We start from the raw sequence: 14,474 nt of genomic DNA, 5'->3' as shown, positions 1-14,474 counted from the left end.
TCACCCATTTAGTGATTGATTGCTACTACTCTGCAAAGCGAGGCTACTGATAGTCATCATTGTATGTAAGCCAAGAGGTGACTGAACTGCTTGGACAGTCACCATCGCAAAAGTAGCCAAAGAGGCATAGCCTTCCTTGGTAAGGGTTATTTTTTCCCTAAAATACGAGCAAGCTCGTCTTCGGCAGATGCACTTTGACTTCCCGTGATACCTGCTTGGGACAGCTTCTTATCCAAGCTACTGCCAGATTGTTCTTGTTCGAGTTCTGTCGCGGCTTCGAATTGTGCTTGACGCTCTTGTTGGCGATTTTTGATTCGCTCCAACGATTCAACCGCAGTGTGCATTTTTGCGTTCGCACCTAAGTTTGTATTCGACACTGCGGCTTGGGCACGCTGAACTGATTCATTGGCCTTAACCACATCCACTTGTTGCTCAAGTTGACGCAATTTATCTTTGGCCTGAGCAATGTTGGTTTTTAGCGACTTTTCTGATTGCGTGAACTGTTGCAGATAGGTGTTTTCGGCATCTTGCTCGTTTCGAAGTGCAGCAACGCGAGTCGCACATTCTAGCGCCAAATCTTGCTGACCTTTTTCCATGGCAGCACGGGCGTGTCCTTCATACTCGGCAATGCTGCTTTCAAAGCCCGCCACTTTCTGAGCCGAGAGTTTGCGCTTAGCAATAATCCCGACCAGAGCATTGTCTGAGCGTCGTAACTCTTCTTTTGCATCGCGGATTTCTTGATCTAAGATGCGCAATGCTTGATTGTCTGCAACTGATTCTGCTGCTTCGGTTGCGCCACCTTTAATCGCCGTAAATAACTTTTTCCATACGCTCATCGTGGTGCTTCCTTATAGGTAATCTTGGTACAGTTCGAGAAATGCTTCGATATTACGAAACAGTGTGGCGACTTCAATCACGACAGTCTCTGCTTTTGATTGTGATGAAAGCGAACCAAATGCGGTGTAATAACTGTCTCCGCCGATTTCGTTTATACCGATAGTGCTGAGAGGGAACATTTTGTGGGTACGTAGTATGGTGTCATTTAAACCAGAAACGTCTTTCACTGCGTCTTGTGGAAACAGTAGGGCCTCTACAAGAATTTGCTCTCCGGCAACGGCCAGAAATGCTTCGATACCATCCTCATTGGTTAAACATAAGGACTCTCCAGCTTCAGCGACACTCCAACCATCATGTTCAGCCAGCAGTGTTTGCAGATCATTCAATTGCCAGGTCATAGTGTTCCCTCTAGTTTGGCTCGACGCTGTGCGTCAAAATAATAAAGATGCAAGCCTCCAACTTTTTGTCAGTAAGCCTTTTCTCTAGTTTTCATTCTGTACTACCTGCAGAATGCCGTTAGCATTTCTTTGAGGTAGCATTTGGTCAATACGGTTTACAGATGTTCCGACGTAACATCAATTAGTAACATGTAAGCAGCTAATAATAAACCAAACTAGAATACCAACAAAAGTCACCCTATGAAATGCGCGCTTGGTTTCTCAAAAGGTGAACATGTAACACATTGAAATTACCTTAAAAGTCATCAAGTAATACGAATTCAACATTTGAATTTGAGAGATGTCTGGCAAGCAATGCGAGTGCACTTAAGGAGGGGGCATTCAAGATGGTCGCGTTTGGATCTAGGCGTCTCAATTGATTGGGGTGGTGTGAACGCTAAATCTGAGCGATACATAGGGCCATAGACACAGAGCGATATTGTTCTCGTCTTTACTTCACTTCAGCATTTGAACGCCAGACTCAATCTCTTTATGTGATCTGGGTGTGACAATGCCGTTAGTTTTTCCGAACCGATCCTCTCGAATAAATCGACCAACACTGAAAAGCCCCGAAAAGAGGGGCTTGTTTTGTGGGCAAAATCCTTGGATCTTGTGTTAGCTCATCACCATATTGGTTGCCATGGCCAACAGTAATACCGCGAAGACTTTTTTGATCGTCGTAACGGGCAGGTGATGCGTCGCTTTTGCCCCCAAAGGCGCAGTAAACCATGAAGTACAAACAATACCGAATAAAGCTGGAAGATAGACAAATCCCAAAAAACCATCCGCTAAAGCAAAATGCGCACTTCCCGAACTGATGTAGCCTACGGAGCCGAACAATGCGATCACAATGCCGCATGCCGAGGCACACCCAATAGCCTTCTTCATATCAAGTGAGAAAAACGTCAATAGAGGAACCAATAGAGCACCGCCACCGATACCGATCATGGCAGACAAACCACCAGTGATTGTCGTGAGTAAGGTTAACAGGCCTTTATTGGGTAGTTGACGATCTGTAGAGGAATCTTTTTTGCGGCTGCTGTAAAACATTTTCAATGCGATGAGTACAACGCTCACGGCAAACACTAACCGAACCACATCCTCAGGCAACAGTGCTGCCATAAATCCGCTGATCAGAGCACCAAAGGCAACGCCCGTCATTATCCAAGGGGCCAAGTCCCATGGTACATTGCCATTCTTGTGGTGCGCGATGGCGGAAGATGTGGATGTGAATAAGATCGACGCCAATGATGTCGCGATCGCAACGATGACCACTTGATCAGAAGGTAAAATCGCGAAATGAAGCAAAATGCTACTGAGAACAGGGACAATAACGAGTCCTCCGCCAATACCTAGTAGCCCTGCCAAAAAACCCACACCACAGCCTAGTAGCGCGCAGTATATAATTAACAATAGCAATTCACTCATTTAGCTCACTTTTTAATATAGGGAGGGGATTTAATACTAAATAAACACAGTGTATCCGTATTTTAGGGGTGTGAATATAGCTGACCGTTGGTAGGACTTTCAAATAAAATAGATCATGAATGTTTCTCATGATGATTGTGAGGTAAAACCATTGTTAATCTGATTTTCAATCACGTATAAAATAAATTCTGCTTTGAACCTAGAGAAATGTAACCATTTTCTAGTGGTAGGTTGTAAGAAAGTTTTTTTCTTTATTTCGAGCGCGAATGACTAAAAGAGTAGAGAACTCGGAAATAAGCAAATTTAGGCTGTCGGTTAAAGAAAGGGTGTCAGATTACGATGAATAGAGAATTTACATTTACGATTAAGAGCATTTGTCTCGATGAAAACTACCATCCTTCGGATAACACCCGAATCACAACCAATTTTGCTAACTTAGCAAGAGGGGATAGCCGTCAAGAAAACCTGCGTAACGCATTGAAGATGATTGATAATAGCTTTAATGCCTTAGCTCACTGGGACAACCCAAAAGGCGATCGTTACTCTGTAGAGCTTGAAATCGTCTCGGTTGACATGGACATTGAGAGCCGCGGGCAAGCCTTTCCATCAATAGAAATATTGAAGACAAACATTGTCGACCATAAAACCAACGAACGCATTGAAGGCATTGTCGGAAATAATTTCTCCTCTTACGTACGCGACTATGATTTCAGCGTATTGCTATTAGACCATAACAAAAATAAACCGGGGTTCAGTATCCCTAATAACTTTGGTGAATTACATGGAAAGTTGTTTAAGTATTTCGTAAATTCTAATGAGTACAAGCAGCATTTTAGTAAGCCACCCGTTATATGTCTCAGCGTGTCTGATAATAAAACCTATCACCGAACTGAGAATCAGCATCCTGTTTTGGGTTTTGAATATCAACCGAACGACTCGTCGTTAACAGAGCAATACTTCAAAAAAATGGGATTACAAGTGCGCTATTTCATGCCGCCAAATAGCGTAGCGCCTTTGGCATTTTATTTTGTGGGTGATTTACTCAATGATTACACCAATCTTGAGCTAATTAGCACTATCAGCACAATGGGGACATTCCAGAGAATCTACCGACCTGAGATCTACAATGCCAATGCTGTCGCAGGGAAGTGCTATCAACCCAACTTGAAAAACTCAGACCATTCGCTCACTCAAATTGTTTATGACCGTGAAGAGCGTGGTCAGTTAGCTATTGAGCAAGGCAAGTTTGCACAAGAGCATTTCATTAAGCCTTACCAATCGATTCTTGAGAATTGGTCAGCGCAATACGCTTTGATTATACCCAAGTAGCCTGAAGATGCAGGATTCAGCGAGCTTTACTGACGTTATGATCAAGGCGTCCCTTTGCCGATGTAGTGAGCTCCATCAAAAAGGGACAACACCGAGCATAGCGTCAGTAAACTCGCCCGAAGGGAGGCCCTCAGAGCGTCCACTTCATCGTTAAATTCCTGTGAAATAGAATGACTATTCCTACAAGAATTTGCCTTGAATTGAACACTCTGAGGGCCTCTGAAATCGAGCATCTTCAGGTTACTTGGGTATAACCCATTAGACAGCAGAATTTATGATGAAAAAATTATTACCTACCTCGACCGCGGGCAGCCTGCCTAAACCCTTATGGCTGGCGCAGCCCGAGACGCTTTGGTCTCCTTGGAAATTGCAAAATGAGGAGTTAGCGCAGGGCAAACACGATGCGTTACGTTTATCACTGCAAGAGCAGCAACACGCAGGGGTTGATATTGTCAGTGATGGCGAACAAACACGCCAACACTTCGTCACGACATTCATAGAGCACCTTAATGGCGTAGATTTTGAAAAACGTGAAACTGTTAAGATTCGTGATCGTTACGATGCAAGCGTACCAACTGTCGTCGGCGCGGTGAGCCGTCAGAAGTCCATTTTTGTTGAAGATGCTAAGTTCTTACGTCAACAAACCAAGCAACCGATAAAGTGGGCTTTACCTGGTCCTATGACCATGATCGACACACTTTATGATGCGCACTACAAAAGCCGAGAAAAGCTCGCATGGGAATTTGCCAAAATTCTTAATCAAGAAGCGAAAGAGTTAGAGGCGGCTGGTGTAGATATTATCCAATTTGATGAGCCCGCATTTAATGTGTTCTTTGATGAGGTCAATGACTGGGGGATCGCCACGTTAGAAAGGGCCATTGAAGGCCTAAAATGCGAAACCGCCGTCCATATTTGCTATGGCTATGGCATCAAAGCCAATACAGATTGGAAAAAGACCTTGGGATCAGAGTGGCGACAATATGAAGAAATCTTCCCTAAGCTGCAAAAATCCAACATCGATATTATCTCTCTCGAGTGCCACAACTCCCGTGTGCCGATCGAGCTACTTGAGCTTATTCGCGGTAAGAAAGTGATGGTCGGGGCGATTGATGTCGCCACCAACACCATCGAGACGCCTGAAGAAGTCGCGGAAACCTTACGAAAAGCGCTCAAGTTTGTTGATGCAGAGAACCTTTACCCTTGCACCAACTGTGGCATGGCACCTTTGTCTCACGACGTCGCCAACGCCAAGCTAAATGCTCTTAACGCAGGTGCAGAGATCATCCGCAAAGAACTCTCGATTTAGAACGGAAGAGATTGATGTTTGGGCCTGGGCTTGTTACCGCTCTCCCTAAACAGGGATAACGGTAACAAGCGCGCATTAACCAATAATGCTGAGCGTGGCCTGCAAGATAATCAAGTTAACAATATCAATGAAGAACGCGCCGACAATTGGCACTACCATGAAAGCTTGTGGTGATGGGCCGAAGCGATTGACCACCGAGCCCATGTTCATCACGGCTGTTGGGGTTGCCCCCAAGCCAAAGCCACAGTGACCACTGGCAATCACCGAGGCATCATAGTTCTTACCCATTACGCGATATGTCACGAAGTAGGCAAACAGCGCCAGCATGATGGATTGAACGAGCAAGATGACCAAGAAGGGGATGGCGAGATCAAGAATGTTCCATAGCTTTAGGCTCATCAGCGCCATGGCAAGGAACAGGGCAAGTGATACTGTCCCAAGGATATCGACAGTCTCGACGTCCAGTTTTTTCACCTTGGTGACTTCCTGAACGTTAGTAATGATAACGCCAATGAACAGTGCATAGACAAAGTCAGGGATCATCAGCCAACTGATGTCAAAACCGCGAACCCATTGCTCTAGGTATTTAGCGCCAACGACACAAATCAACAGCACAAACAGGGTTTCAATGACTTTTTTTGCTGTGACGTTTTCTTGTTCGTTTTCGTTGTAGGTCACCAACTCTGGGAACTGCTCGTGGGTTTTATGCGTATTGCCATACTGCGATTTGAGTTGGTTCTTGTCGATCAGGCGTTGTGCCACAGGGCTACCAATAATGCCGCCCATGATGAGGCCAAAGGTGGCAGACGCCATGGCGATTTCAAGTACGTTCTCCATGCCATACACTTCTTGGAAGGTCTGCGCCCACGCAGCGCCAGTTCCATGCCCACCTGAAAGGGTGATGGATCCAGCAATGAGTCCCATTAGAGGATCTAAACCAAACGCGGTGGCAAGAGAAATCCCGATACTGTTTTGCACCACAATGTATAACGATGCGACGGCTAAAAACACGAAGACTTTCGCGCCACCTTTGATCAACTGGGTATAGTTAGCAGCAAGGCCAACAGTGGCGAAAAACATCAACATAAAGGTATGTTGTAGGGGCAAATGAAATTCGAGTTCAATACCGTTCAAATGCATGACAGTGATAGCACTGGCAACGACAAGACCACCCACAATGGGTTCAGGGATGTTGAACTGCTTTAGAAGGGGAACTCTGGCATTGATAAAATGCCCAAGAAACAGCACGAAAATGGCGATAAGAAAAGACTCGAGTGCGCCGACTGAAATTAGTTGATTCATATAGCCTCTGTGATCTCATCATCCTCCGTAATGCATGAGATTCTTATTTTGATTTATCTTCGGTTCGAAAGAATTCGCGACAGCGCTGAGCCTTCTTGGCTTGCTCACAGCGCGACACGCTCATTTCGGGGCGTTGTTATCTCACATTGCGTGCATTAAACACAGTACCCGACTGCAAAAATATTCACTTTCGGTGTCATTTTAACCACTTTGGGTTGAGCTGCACCGAAAAGGTTATCAAGCCTTTGTAGCGGCATGTGCTTTTCAGAAAGCTTAAGAAGGAAAAGGGGGGCGTGATTGTCGCGAATGTAACAATTTGGAATGAAAAAAGCGGACCACCAATTTGCAGTGTCCGCTTTTGGTTTACATGAGAGTATTCACCTTGAAGGAAAAAGCTTGTGTCGATAAATCGCCACGATAAACGCAATAAGCGGATAGAACCAAATGAGGTGATTGGCGTGGATCTCTTTAAAGGTTACCTCAATGATGATCAACAGCAAGGCAAAGCACACCACCGTTTCTTCAATGGACAAGGTTTTGTTGGCGTTGCGCACCAAAAAGTAGATCAGCGCGCAAAGCTGGGTGAGGGGGAACAGCACATGCAGTACGTCTGGCGTGATGGAGTAGAGGCTGGTGGAATCGAAATTCAGGCTAAAGCGCAGAATGAATACGTTCTCAATCATGCTTTGATGATCCCACGCGAGGAAAATCAGTAAGGGTGATGCACCAATGGCGCAACCAATCAAAAAATTCAGCCGAATATCTTTGCGTAAAAACATCGCGAGCAGGAAGGCGGCAGGAGAGAATTTGGTCGCGAATGAGAGGCCCATCAACACACCCGCGAGCAACCACTTTTCTTTTTGAACACACACCAAACCCACTAATAGCAGCGCGACAGGGTAAATATCGTTCGCGCCGACGTGAAACACTTCGTACCACAGCCTCTCAGGTAGAAATAGCAATACCATCGATGCCAACACAGCGCTTCGAACTTGCCACCCGTTGGTTTCAATCTGGCTGCGTGAAGTTAAACAACCCGCCACCAACGAACACAGCGCAAGGGCTGTAATAGCAAGAAAGGCAACACTCGTTAACTTATAGCCGATGCCCGGGAAGTAGGCTGAGGCGGCGTACCCCAATATCATGCCAGGACCATAGTGAAAGCCGCGGTGTTCAGGCGCGAGTTCAGGGCGAATATTGATACTTTCACTGAGATAGGGGTTTTCACCCTGAAGAAATAGCAGCTTGGCGGCATGTTCAGTGGTGTAGCCAATATCGACCGTGGGTGCAGCAAAGATGAAGTCACCATAAGCGGGCACCATGCGGGCAAAAATCAAGGCCAGCACCGCCATGGCAAAAACAGCTTCAGTCATCAGCATCGTCTTACCGATATCATCAGACTGTGTTCTGTGATTGAAAAGGGTCAGGATCAGCGCAAACAAGCCGCTGAAACAGAGAAACTTGGTGAACGGATGTCCCCAATCGTAGGTTTGGAACAGGCGATAAGCACAGTAGATGAAGACGAGTGAAAATAAGAAAGATGACGAGCATAAGACTAGATGCCAGCCTTTTTGCAAAGACGCAGACTTTTCAAATGACGCAGTAAAAAAACGCATAGCAGTCCTCAAACAGTGTTCATGCCGAAGCACGGCGACAAAGGCCCGGCTATTCAATCCCCTATCAATGAGTGTAGAATAAATGCAACAGAGCGCATAATGCACTCTGTTGTTTTATAGTGACTAATTTGGCGATTTAACGACTTAGAGATTCAGTGACGGTGCGGAATCAATCCGGCAATCATAAAAGTGTGTGTCGCCAGTGCCTGACATTTTCTGGACGCCGCGCAACTGTTGTCGGCAATGGCGGCTTGCTGGGTATATATCACTTCCCCGTCTTTAATGGTTGAAACCACGGTGATGTCAGCAAGCTCCATTGGGTTAACCTTCAATGGATTGTCAGACAACAAGACCAAATCGGCCACTTTGCCTGTTTCAATCGAGCCTTTGGTCTTCTCTTCAAAGTGCTGATACGCCGCCCAGATGGTCTGTGCTTTCAACGCCGTCATAGATGGCACGCGCTGGTCTTTGCCTAACACGCGTCCACTTCGAGTGATCCGGTTAACGGTGGCGGAATAGACCCGCATCGAATTAGGAAACGCAACGGGCGCATCGTGGTGAGAAGTAAATATCATGTCGCGATCCAATGCCCAGCCAGTGGGTGAAATATTTTCAGCCCGTTCATCGCCGAGTACAGATTGTGCATGCCAATCACCCCAATAGAAGGTGTGCATAGGGAAGAAAGACGGCATAACGTTGAGTTCTTTAAACGACTGCACCTGATCTTCTCGGGCGGTTTGCGCGTGAATGGCGACAAAGCGTCGCTCGCCTTCACCATATTTCTTCGTCGCGTTTTTCACGGCGCGGATATATTGGTCGATGGCAGCATCACCGTTAGCATGTGTGAGTAATTGCCAGCCGTTTTCCATCGCCATACCGACATATTTCTCCGCTTCTTCATCCGGCATGATGGGGTAGCCGAGATAACCTGCTTTTTGGCCTTCAGGCGGGATAAGATAGGGTTTGGTTAGCCATGCGGTTTTGCCTTGTGGCGAACCATCTAGCGTCAGTTTGACGCCGCCGACACGGAAACCATTGTTGTAGCTTTGGCTAAGGTAGGGCGGCTTCATGATGTCTGTGCCGAGCTGAATATCCGTGTAGGCCACCACGTCCAGCAGCAGTTTCTTTTTCTGCGCAATGTCGTACATGGTTTTGACACTGTCAGACATGGTGCGGCCTTCTTGCGCCGTGGTGTAGCCATATTTGGCGTACAACTCCATGCCTGCCTGAAACAGCAATTCGTTCTCGTCGGGACTGATTTGCGTAAATAAAGGGATCAGAGCACCAAAAAACGCGGACTCCTCAAGCACACCATTAGGCTCGTTGCTGTCAGGGACTCGGCGGATCACACCGCCTGGAGGGTTCTTGCTGTCAGCGTTGAAGCCCAGCATATCGAGCGCTTTACTGTTCAAAACAGCCAAATGCCCAGACTGATGAATAATGAGAATGGGAACCTCGGTCGACACGGCATCCAAATCGAAGCGGGTTGGGTGAATTTGCTCTTTTAGCTGAGAATCGTCATAACCAAAACCGATGATGAAGTCTTGCGCTTTATTGGTTGGCTTATCAGCCCAAATACGCAGGGCTTCCTGCAAACTGATGATGTCGGTCACCGGGCCATCTGGCGGTGACAATAAGTTAGCAGACACCGCTTGAAGACCGGTATTCATGACATGCCCATGGGCATCGATAAAGCCCGGTATCATCGTCATGCCTTTCAAATCGACCACGTGGGTACTGTTACTGGCTAACTTGAGTACGTCTTCGTTGTCGCCAACGGCAAGGATTTTGCCATTGAGTATCGCCACAGCGTTGGCATCAGGTTGTTTATCGTTGACCGTGATGACCTGCGCATTGTGATAAATGGTGTCTGCAAAGGGCATTTTAGGGCTATCTGCAAGCGCAGGAAAGGAAGCGGCGAGTGCCGTCAGCGTAAACAACGAGGTTTTCATAGTGACTCCTTCAATAAAGAAAAAAGCGGTTCAAGCCCGCTTGTCATCTCTAGTGTATGCCGTGGCTCGCCCAGAAGTCGTCTAGATTTTGAAGCAATTGATGACGTTCATCGTCGGTTAAAAAAGCGGCCTCAATAGCATTTCGTGTGAATTGCACTAATTGTGCTTTGTTAGGGGAAAGTGCCTGATTCAGCGCAAGGAAGTTGTCATTCATGTAGCCGCCAAAAAATGCGGGATCGTCGGAGTTCACTGTCACGCAAAGCCCTTCGTCCAGAAGATTGAGAATGTTGTGATCTTCCATACGGTCGAATACCCGCAGTTTAATATTGGAAAGCGGGCATACCGTCAGTGGCATACGTGTTTCTGCCAGTTCTATCATTAGTGTAGGGTCTTGCACGCATTGAACGCCGTGGTCGATTCGATTCACATGGAGCAAGCGAATCGCATCCCAAATATTGCTTGCTGGGCCTTCTTCGCCCGCGTGTGCGACGGCTTTCAATCCCAGTGCACGTGCTTCAGCGAAGACGCGCGTGAATTTTTCAGGTGGATGCCCAAGCTCGGAAGAATCCAGTCCAACTGCGATAAGACGGTGCAGGTGGGGTTTTGCTTGTTCCAACGTTTCAAACGCCGCTTCTTCAGAAAGGTGGCGTAGGAAACACATAATGAGCTTGCTGGTGATACCGAGTTCTTTCTCTCCCTGACGCAGCGCATGGTAGATGCCGTTGATCACGGTATCAAACGCGATACCACGGTCAGTGTGAGTTTGTGGGTCAAAAAAGATCTCCGTGTGCATCACGTTGTCCGCTTTGCAGCGCATCAAATAGGCCCAAGTCAGATCGAAAAAATCTCGCTCTGTGATCAGTACGTTGGCGCCTTGGTAATAGATATCGAGAAAAGACTGAAGATCATTGAAATGGTAAGCCGCGCGCGCCTCCTGAACATTGGCGTAGGGCAGGGTGATACCATTGCGCTCCGCCAACTCGAACATCAGTTCTGGTTCCAATGAGCCTTCAATATGAAGGTGCAACTCTACTTTTGGTAAACGACGAATAAAATCTTCCATAGTAATCTCCGTGTTTCAAGCTAATTCGTCTGTCATACAGTATAGACGTCTATGTCTTTCTTGACTGGCAGGTCAATTTTTTTGACATAGGAATCATTTATTTGAACGCTTTAATGTCTCCGATTTCTTCACGGATTGCTCAATCACGGAGCTCACCAATTGTTGTTGGAACTGCTTAGGCGCTTGACCCACATGGCGAGTAAAGAAGCGAGAAAAATAGCCAGGGTCTTTAAACCCGAGTTGATAGCCAATTTCTTTTGATGAAAGCTGGGTGAAAATCAGCAATCGCTTGGCTTCATCGATAATCCGTCCGTGAATAATCTCTAACGCTTGCTGATCAGCGCTGCGCTGGCATGTGCGGTTGAGTTGTCCTTGGCTTAAGCCCAATGCGGCGGCGTATTCACTCACACTCCAGTGCTGGTTGTAATGTTGTTCCACCAAAGCCGTGAATTTTTCGAACAAGATGGTCTTAGCGTCTGACACTTGCGAAGATTCTCTGTGTTTCACCTGTCTATTAAGCAGCACGAACACTATCTTCAAGTACGCGCCAATCATAGATGCTTGCCCCACAGCGCGCCCTTGGTATTCTGCCAATAAGCGTTCGCCTAATAACTTCAACTCCACAACATTCCGCCCATCTGTAATGGGGAGCACCATGGGTTCACGAAACAGTGAAGAGAGTGCTTGTCGCTCGGTTTCGTTGAATAAGCTCAATATGAAAGGTTGGGAGATCGACAGAATAAACCCTGTCACCCCAGGCTGGTGGATGAAGCCATGCACCTCTTTAGCGGGAATGGAAAGGACACAACCCCCTCGATATTCGGCGCTGCTCTCTCTGATTTGAGCCGTCATTGAGCCAGACTCAAGAATCATCAACTGATGCAAATCATCGTGTCGGTGTGGGTGAATTTCCCAGTTATGTTTTGGCAGAGATTGCTCAAGCCGCGCGATGTGCATGTAATCCGGTGAGTCTTCTGGCTGTTCTTCACCGTAAAGAAAGTAATGGGGGATGTTTGACATCACACTCGCGCTTCAAAAGTTAGTAATGTTAAAAATGTACAACAAAATGTAAAAAAGTTGAATTTATTGCGAGCGACATCATGACTATTCTGATCCTAATTCTCATGCGAAGGTCAGAAAGACATGGTTTCGATCCCTTATATGCAGCTCAGAGGCGGAAGCTCCAAAGGCATCTATTTTCTTGCAAGTGACTTGCCGGACGATGCTGAAGAAAGAAACCAGATCATTCTTGATGCTGTTGGTCGTGATGCGCGACAAATCGATGGATTGGGTGGTGCAAACCCGTTAACGAGTAAAGTGGCGGTGGTGTCTGCTTCTGCACATGCTGATTACGATGTTGACTACCTGTTTGTTCAAGTCGTTGTCGGTGACAATCGCGTTGATACCACACCCAATTGCGGAAACATTTTGGCGGGCGTGGGTGCCTTTGCCATTGAATCTGGCCTTGTTGAAGCGACCCATCCGAAAACCATGGTACGTGTGTTGATGACCAATAGCGGCAATCGCTGTGATTTGGAAATCGAAACACCTAACGGTCACGTGAAATATGACGGCGATGCTGCGATTGATGGCGTGCCAGGCACCGCATCTCCCGTGATTTGTCATTATCAAGATATTGCCGGCTCGATCACTGGCGCATTACTGCCCACGGGCAATACCCGCGATACGTTTGAAGGCCTCGACGGTCAATACGACGTCACCTGCATTGATAACGGCATGCCTGTTGTTGTGCTGCGTGCAGAAGATTTCGGTGTGACAGGGTACGAAAGTGCAGATGAACTGAACAACCATGTTGAGTTGAAAGCACGCATTGAAGCTGTTCGATTAAAAGCGGGTGTTGCGATGAACCTCGGTGATGTGACTGACAAAGTCGTGCCTAAAATGTGTTTGATTGCGTCCCCCGTTGCTGGCGGCAATGTCTCCTCCCGTACTTTTATCCCTCACGTTTGCCACTCTGCCATTGGCGTGCTGGGCGCAGTGTCCGTTGCGACGGCGTGTGCGTTATCTGGCTCGGTCGCAGAGGGGATTGCCTCAATCCCTGACGGCTTGGTGAAAACCTTGTCCGTTGAACACCCTTCAGGGGAATTCTCCATGACGTTGACGTTTGACCAATCTGGCGCAGTGCAGAGTGCTGGATTGGTCAGGACGGCGCGTTTGCTCGCGAAAGGTGAGCTTTATTTGCCCAAGACAGTCATTTAGCTAGGCGCTGACAGTTAGCGCATCAAAGCCAGCGTTTTAATACATAAGCGCCTTAATTAATAACGAAAACGCAGCTTTTTTAAGTGCTGCACAGGAGTCACGGAATGACCAAACCCAGCTGTATGCCACCGGATAACAACACACGCACTCCGCGATTTGTGGCACCCGCCAATGCCTGCGATGCCCATTGCCATGTGTTCGGCCCTCATGCGCAGTTCCCTTATGCAGAGACCGCAACCTATTGGCCGCCTGATGCGGGCAAAGATACGCTGAAACGTGTGCATGACACGCTGGGTATTTCCCGCGCTGTGTTGGTGCAAGCGAGCTGCCACGGGCGAGATAACCGCGCCATGATGGACGCGATTGCAACCAGTAACGGCGCTTACCGCGGCGTGTGCATGGCTGACGATACGTTTACAGACAATGACTTTCAGGATCTTCATGAAGGTGGCGTTCGCGGTATTCGCTTCAATTTCGTGACCCATCTTGGTGGCGCACCCAACCTTGAAATGATGGAACGTGTGTTGAACCGAGTGAAGCCGTTTGGTTGGCATTTGGTTATTCACGTCAACGCAGAAGACATTATTCGTTACGAGGCGTTCTTCAACCGATTCGACATGGACATCGTGGTTGATCACATGGGGCGCGTGCCAACCTCTGAAGGTGTCGGTCAAAAGGCGTATCAAATTCTTCTCGATTTTATGCAGCGTGATAACTGGTGGGTCAAAGTGTGCGGCTCTGAGCGCATCGCTATCGCGCCGCCTTTTTATGATGCTGTGCCATATGCACAAGGGCTAGTAGAAGTCGCCCCTGATCGCATTCTATGGGGAACGGATTACCCGCACCCGAACATCAAAAAGCACATGCCAAATGATGCGGATTTGTTGGATCTCGTGCCATTGATTGCGCGTGACGAAGCCACGCAGAAGAAGATTTTGGTGGATAACCCAGCACGCCTTTACGGTTTTGACGAGTAAGGAAAGC

General features: G+C 47.4%; 12 protein-coding genes. 4 read left to right on the top strand and 8 right to left on the bottom strand.

The genetic code is table 11. The annotated features are described in order from the left end of the window. Positions 1–146 precede the first annotated feature (146 nt). The 3 genes from ACED36_RS15110 to ACED36_RS15100 all read right to left on the bottom strand — a co-directional run bounded on the left by ACED36_RS15110 (position 147) and on the right by ACED36_RS15100 (position 2,702). Positions 147–836 (bottom strand): PspA/IM30 family protein, encoded by a 690-nt coding sequence (locus ACED36_RS15110; RefSeq protein WP_016958098.1) that lies wholly within the window; start codon positions 834–836, stop codon positions 147–149. A 12-nt stretch (positions 837–848) separates the two neighbouring features. After that, positions 849–1,235 carry a DUF2170 family protein gene (locus ACED36_RS15105; protein ID WP_016958097.1) on the bottom strand — a complete coding sequence of 129 codons (387 nt, stop codon included), beginning with the start codon at positions 1,233–1,235 and terminating at the stop codon, positions 849–851. Positions 1,236–1,889: 654 nt separating this feature from the next. Then, on the bottom strand, positions 1,890–2,702 hold the full coding sequence (locus ACED36_RS15100; RefSeq protein ID WP_016958096.1) for a sulfite exporter TauE/SafE family protein: 813 nt from the start codon (positions 2,700–2,702) through the stop codon (positions 1,890–1,892). A gap of 339 nt (positions 2,703–3,041) precedes the next feature. Between ACED36_RS15100 and ACED36_RS15095 the strand changes: the two genes are divergently transcribed. Then, positions 3,042–4,031 carry a DUF1852 domain-containing protein gene (locus tag ACED36_RS15095; protein WP_016958095.1) on the top strand — a complete coding sequence of 330 codons (990 nt, stop codon included), beginning with the start codon at positions 3,042–3,044 and terminating at the stop codon, positions 4,029–4,031. 277 nt (positions 4,032–4,308) lie between these two features. Beyond that, positions 4,309–5,337 (top strand): methionine synthase, encoded by a 1,029-nt coding sequence (locus tag ACED36_RS15090; RefSeq protein WP_371733509.1) that lies wholly within the window; start codon positions 4,309–4,311, stop codon positions 5,335–5,337. Between the two features lie 75 nt (positions 5,338–5,412). Here the strand turns inward: ACED36_RS15090 and gltS are convergent, their stop codons facing one another. The 5 genes from gltS to ACED36_RS15065 form a co-directional block, all read right to left on the bottom strand. Further along, the gene (gene gltS / locus ACED36_RS15085; RefSeq protein WP_371733503.1) at positions 5,413–6,639 is read right to left on the bottom strand and encodes a sodium/glutamate symporter; all 1,227 of its coding nucleotides are present in this window, start codon (positions 6,637–6,639) and stop codon (positions 5,413–5,415) included. Between the two features lie 377 nt (positions 6,640–7,016). After that, positions 7,017–8,255 carry a glycosyltransferase 87 family protein gene (locus ACED36_RS15080; RefSeq protein ID WP_371733502.1) on the bottom strand — a complete coding sequence of 413 codons (1,239 nt, stop codon included), beginning with the start codon at positions 8,253–8,255 and terminating at the stop codon, positions 7,017–7,019. 152 nt (positions 8,256–8,407) lie between these two features. Beyond that, positions 8,408–10,207: an amidohydrolase gene (locus ACED36_RS15075; protein WP_016958091.1), complete on the bottom strand. Its 1,800-nt coding sequence runs from the start codon at positions 10,205–10,207 to the stop codon at positions 8,408–8,410. Positions 10,208–10,256: 49 nt separating this feature from the next. After that, positions 10,257–11,270 (bottom strand): adenosine deaminase, encoded by a 1,014-nt coding sequence (locus ACED36_RS15070; RefSeq protein WP_016958090.1) that lies wholly within the window; start codon positions 11,268–11,270, stop codon positions 10,257–10,259. A 93-nt stretch (positions 11,271–11,363) separates the two neighbouring features. Beyond that, positions 11,364–12,290 carry a helix-turn-helix domain-containing protein gene (locus ACED36_RS15065; protein WP_016958089.1) on the bottom strand — a complete coding sequence of 309 codons (927 nt, stop codon included), beginning with the start codon at positions 12,288–12,290 and terminating at the stop codon, positions 11,364–11,366. A 123-nt stretch (positions 12,291–12,413) separates the two neighbouring features. Here ACED36_RS15065 and ACED36_RS15060 point away from each other — a divergent pair, with 123 nt between their 5' ends. Together ACED36_RS15060 and ACED36_RS15055 are read left to right on the top strand one after the other, a co-directional pair. Beyond that, positions 12,414–13,490 (top strand): 4-oxalomesaconate tautomerase, encoded by a 1,077-nt coding sequence (locus ACED36_RS15060; RefSeq protein ID WP_016958088.1) that lies wholly within the window; start codon positions 12,414–12,416, stop codon positions 13,488–13,490. Positions 13,491–13,594: 104 nt separating this feature from the next. After that, complete coding sequence (locus tag ACED36_RS15055) at positions 13,595–14,467, top strand: amidohydrolase (RefSeq protein ID WP_016958087.1); 873 nt, start codon at positions 13,595–13,597, stop codon at positions 14,465–14,467. Positions 14,468–14,474 lie beyond the last annotated feature (7 nt).

The sequence above is a fragment of the Enterovibrio sp. FF113 genome (genome assembly GCF_041439165.1).
GTDB classification, from domain to species: Bacteria; Pseudomonadota; Gammaproteobacteria; order Enterobacterales; family Vibrionaceae; genus Enterovibrio; species Enterovibrio norvegicus_A.
This window is presented reverse-complemented; position numbering and strand designations above follow the sequence as displayed.

Excerpts from the sequence above, each read along its gene's own strand:
- ACED36_RS15100 (WP_016958096.1), bottom strand. The coding sequence starts at position 2,702 with ATGAGTGAATTGCTATTGTTAATTATATACTGCGCGCTACTAGGCTGT.
- ACED36_RS15070 (WP_016958090.1), bottom strand. The coding sequence starts at position 11,270 with ATGGAAGATTTTATTCGTCGTTTACCAAAAGTAGAGTTGCACCTTCAT.
- ACED36_RS15105 (WP_016958097.1), bottom strand. The coding sequence starts at position 1,235 with ATGACCTGGCAATTGAATGATCTGCAAACACTGCTGGCTGAACATGAT.
- ACED36_RS15090 (WP_371733509.1), top strand. The coding sequence starts at position 4,309 with ATGAAAAAATTATTACCTACCTCGACCGCGGGCAGCCTGCCTAAACCC.
- ACED36_RS15095 (WP_016958095.1), top strand. The coding sequence starts at position 3,042 with ATGAATAGAGAATTTACATTTACGATTAAGAGCATTTGTCTCGATGAA.
- ACED36_RS15075 (WP_016958091.1), bottom strand. The coding sequence starts at position 10,207 with ATGAAAACCTCGTTGTTTACGCTGACGGCACTCGCCGCTTCCTTTCCT.
- ACED36_RS15065 (WP_016958089.1), bottom strand. The coding sequence starts at position 12,290 with ATGTCAAACATCCCCCATTACTTTCTTTACGGTGAAGAACAGCCAGAA.
- ACED36_RS15060 (WP_016958088.1), top strand. The coding sequence starts at position 12,414 with ATGGTTTCGATCCCTTATATGCAGCTCAGAGGCGGAAGCTCCAAAGGC.
- gltS (WP_371733503.1), bottom strand. The coding sequence starts at position 6,639 with ATGAATCAACTAATTTCAGTCGGCGCACTCGAGTCTTTTCTTATCGCC.
- ACED36_RS15080 (WP_371733502.1), bottom strand. The coding sequence starts at position 8,255 with ATGCGTTTTTTTACTGCGTCATTTGAAAAGTCTGCGTCTTTGCAAAAA.
- ACED36_RS15055 (WP_016958087.1), top strand. The coding sequence starts at position 13,595 with ATGACCAAACCCAGCTGTATGCCACCGGATAACAACACACGCACTCCG.
- ACED36_RS15110 (WP_016958098.1), bottom strand. The coding sequence starts at position 836 with ATGAGCGTATGGAAAAAGTTATTTACGGCGATTAAAGGTGGCGCAACC.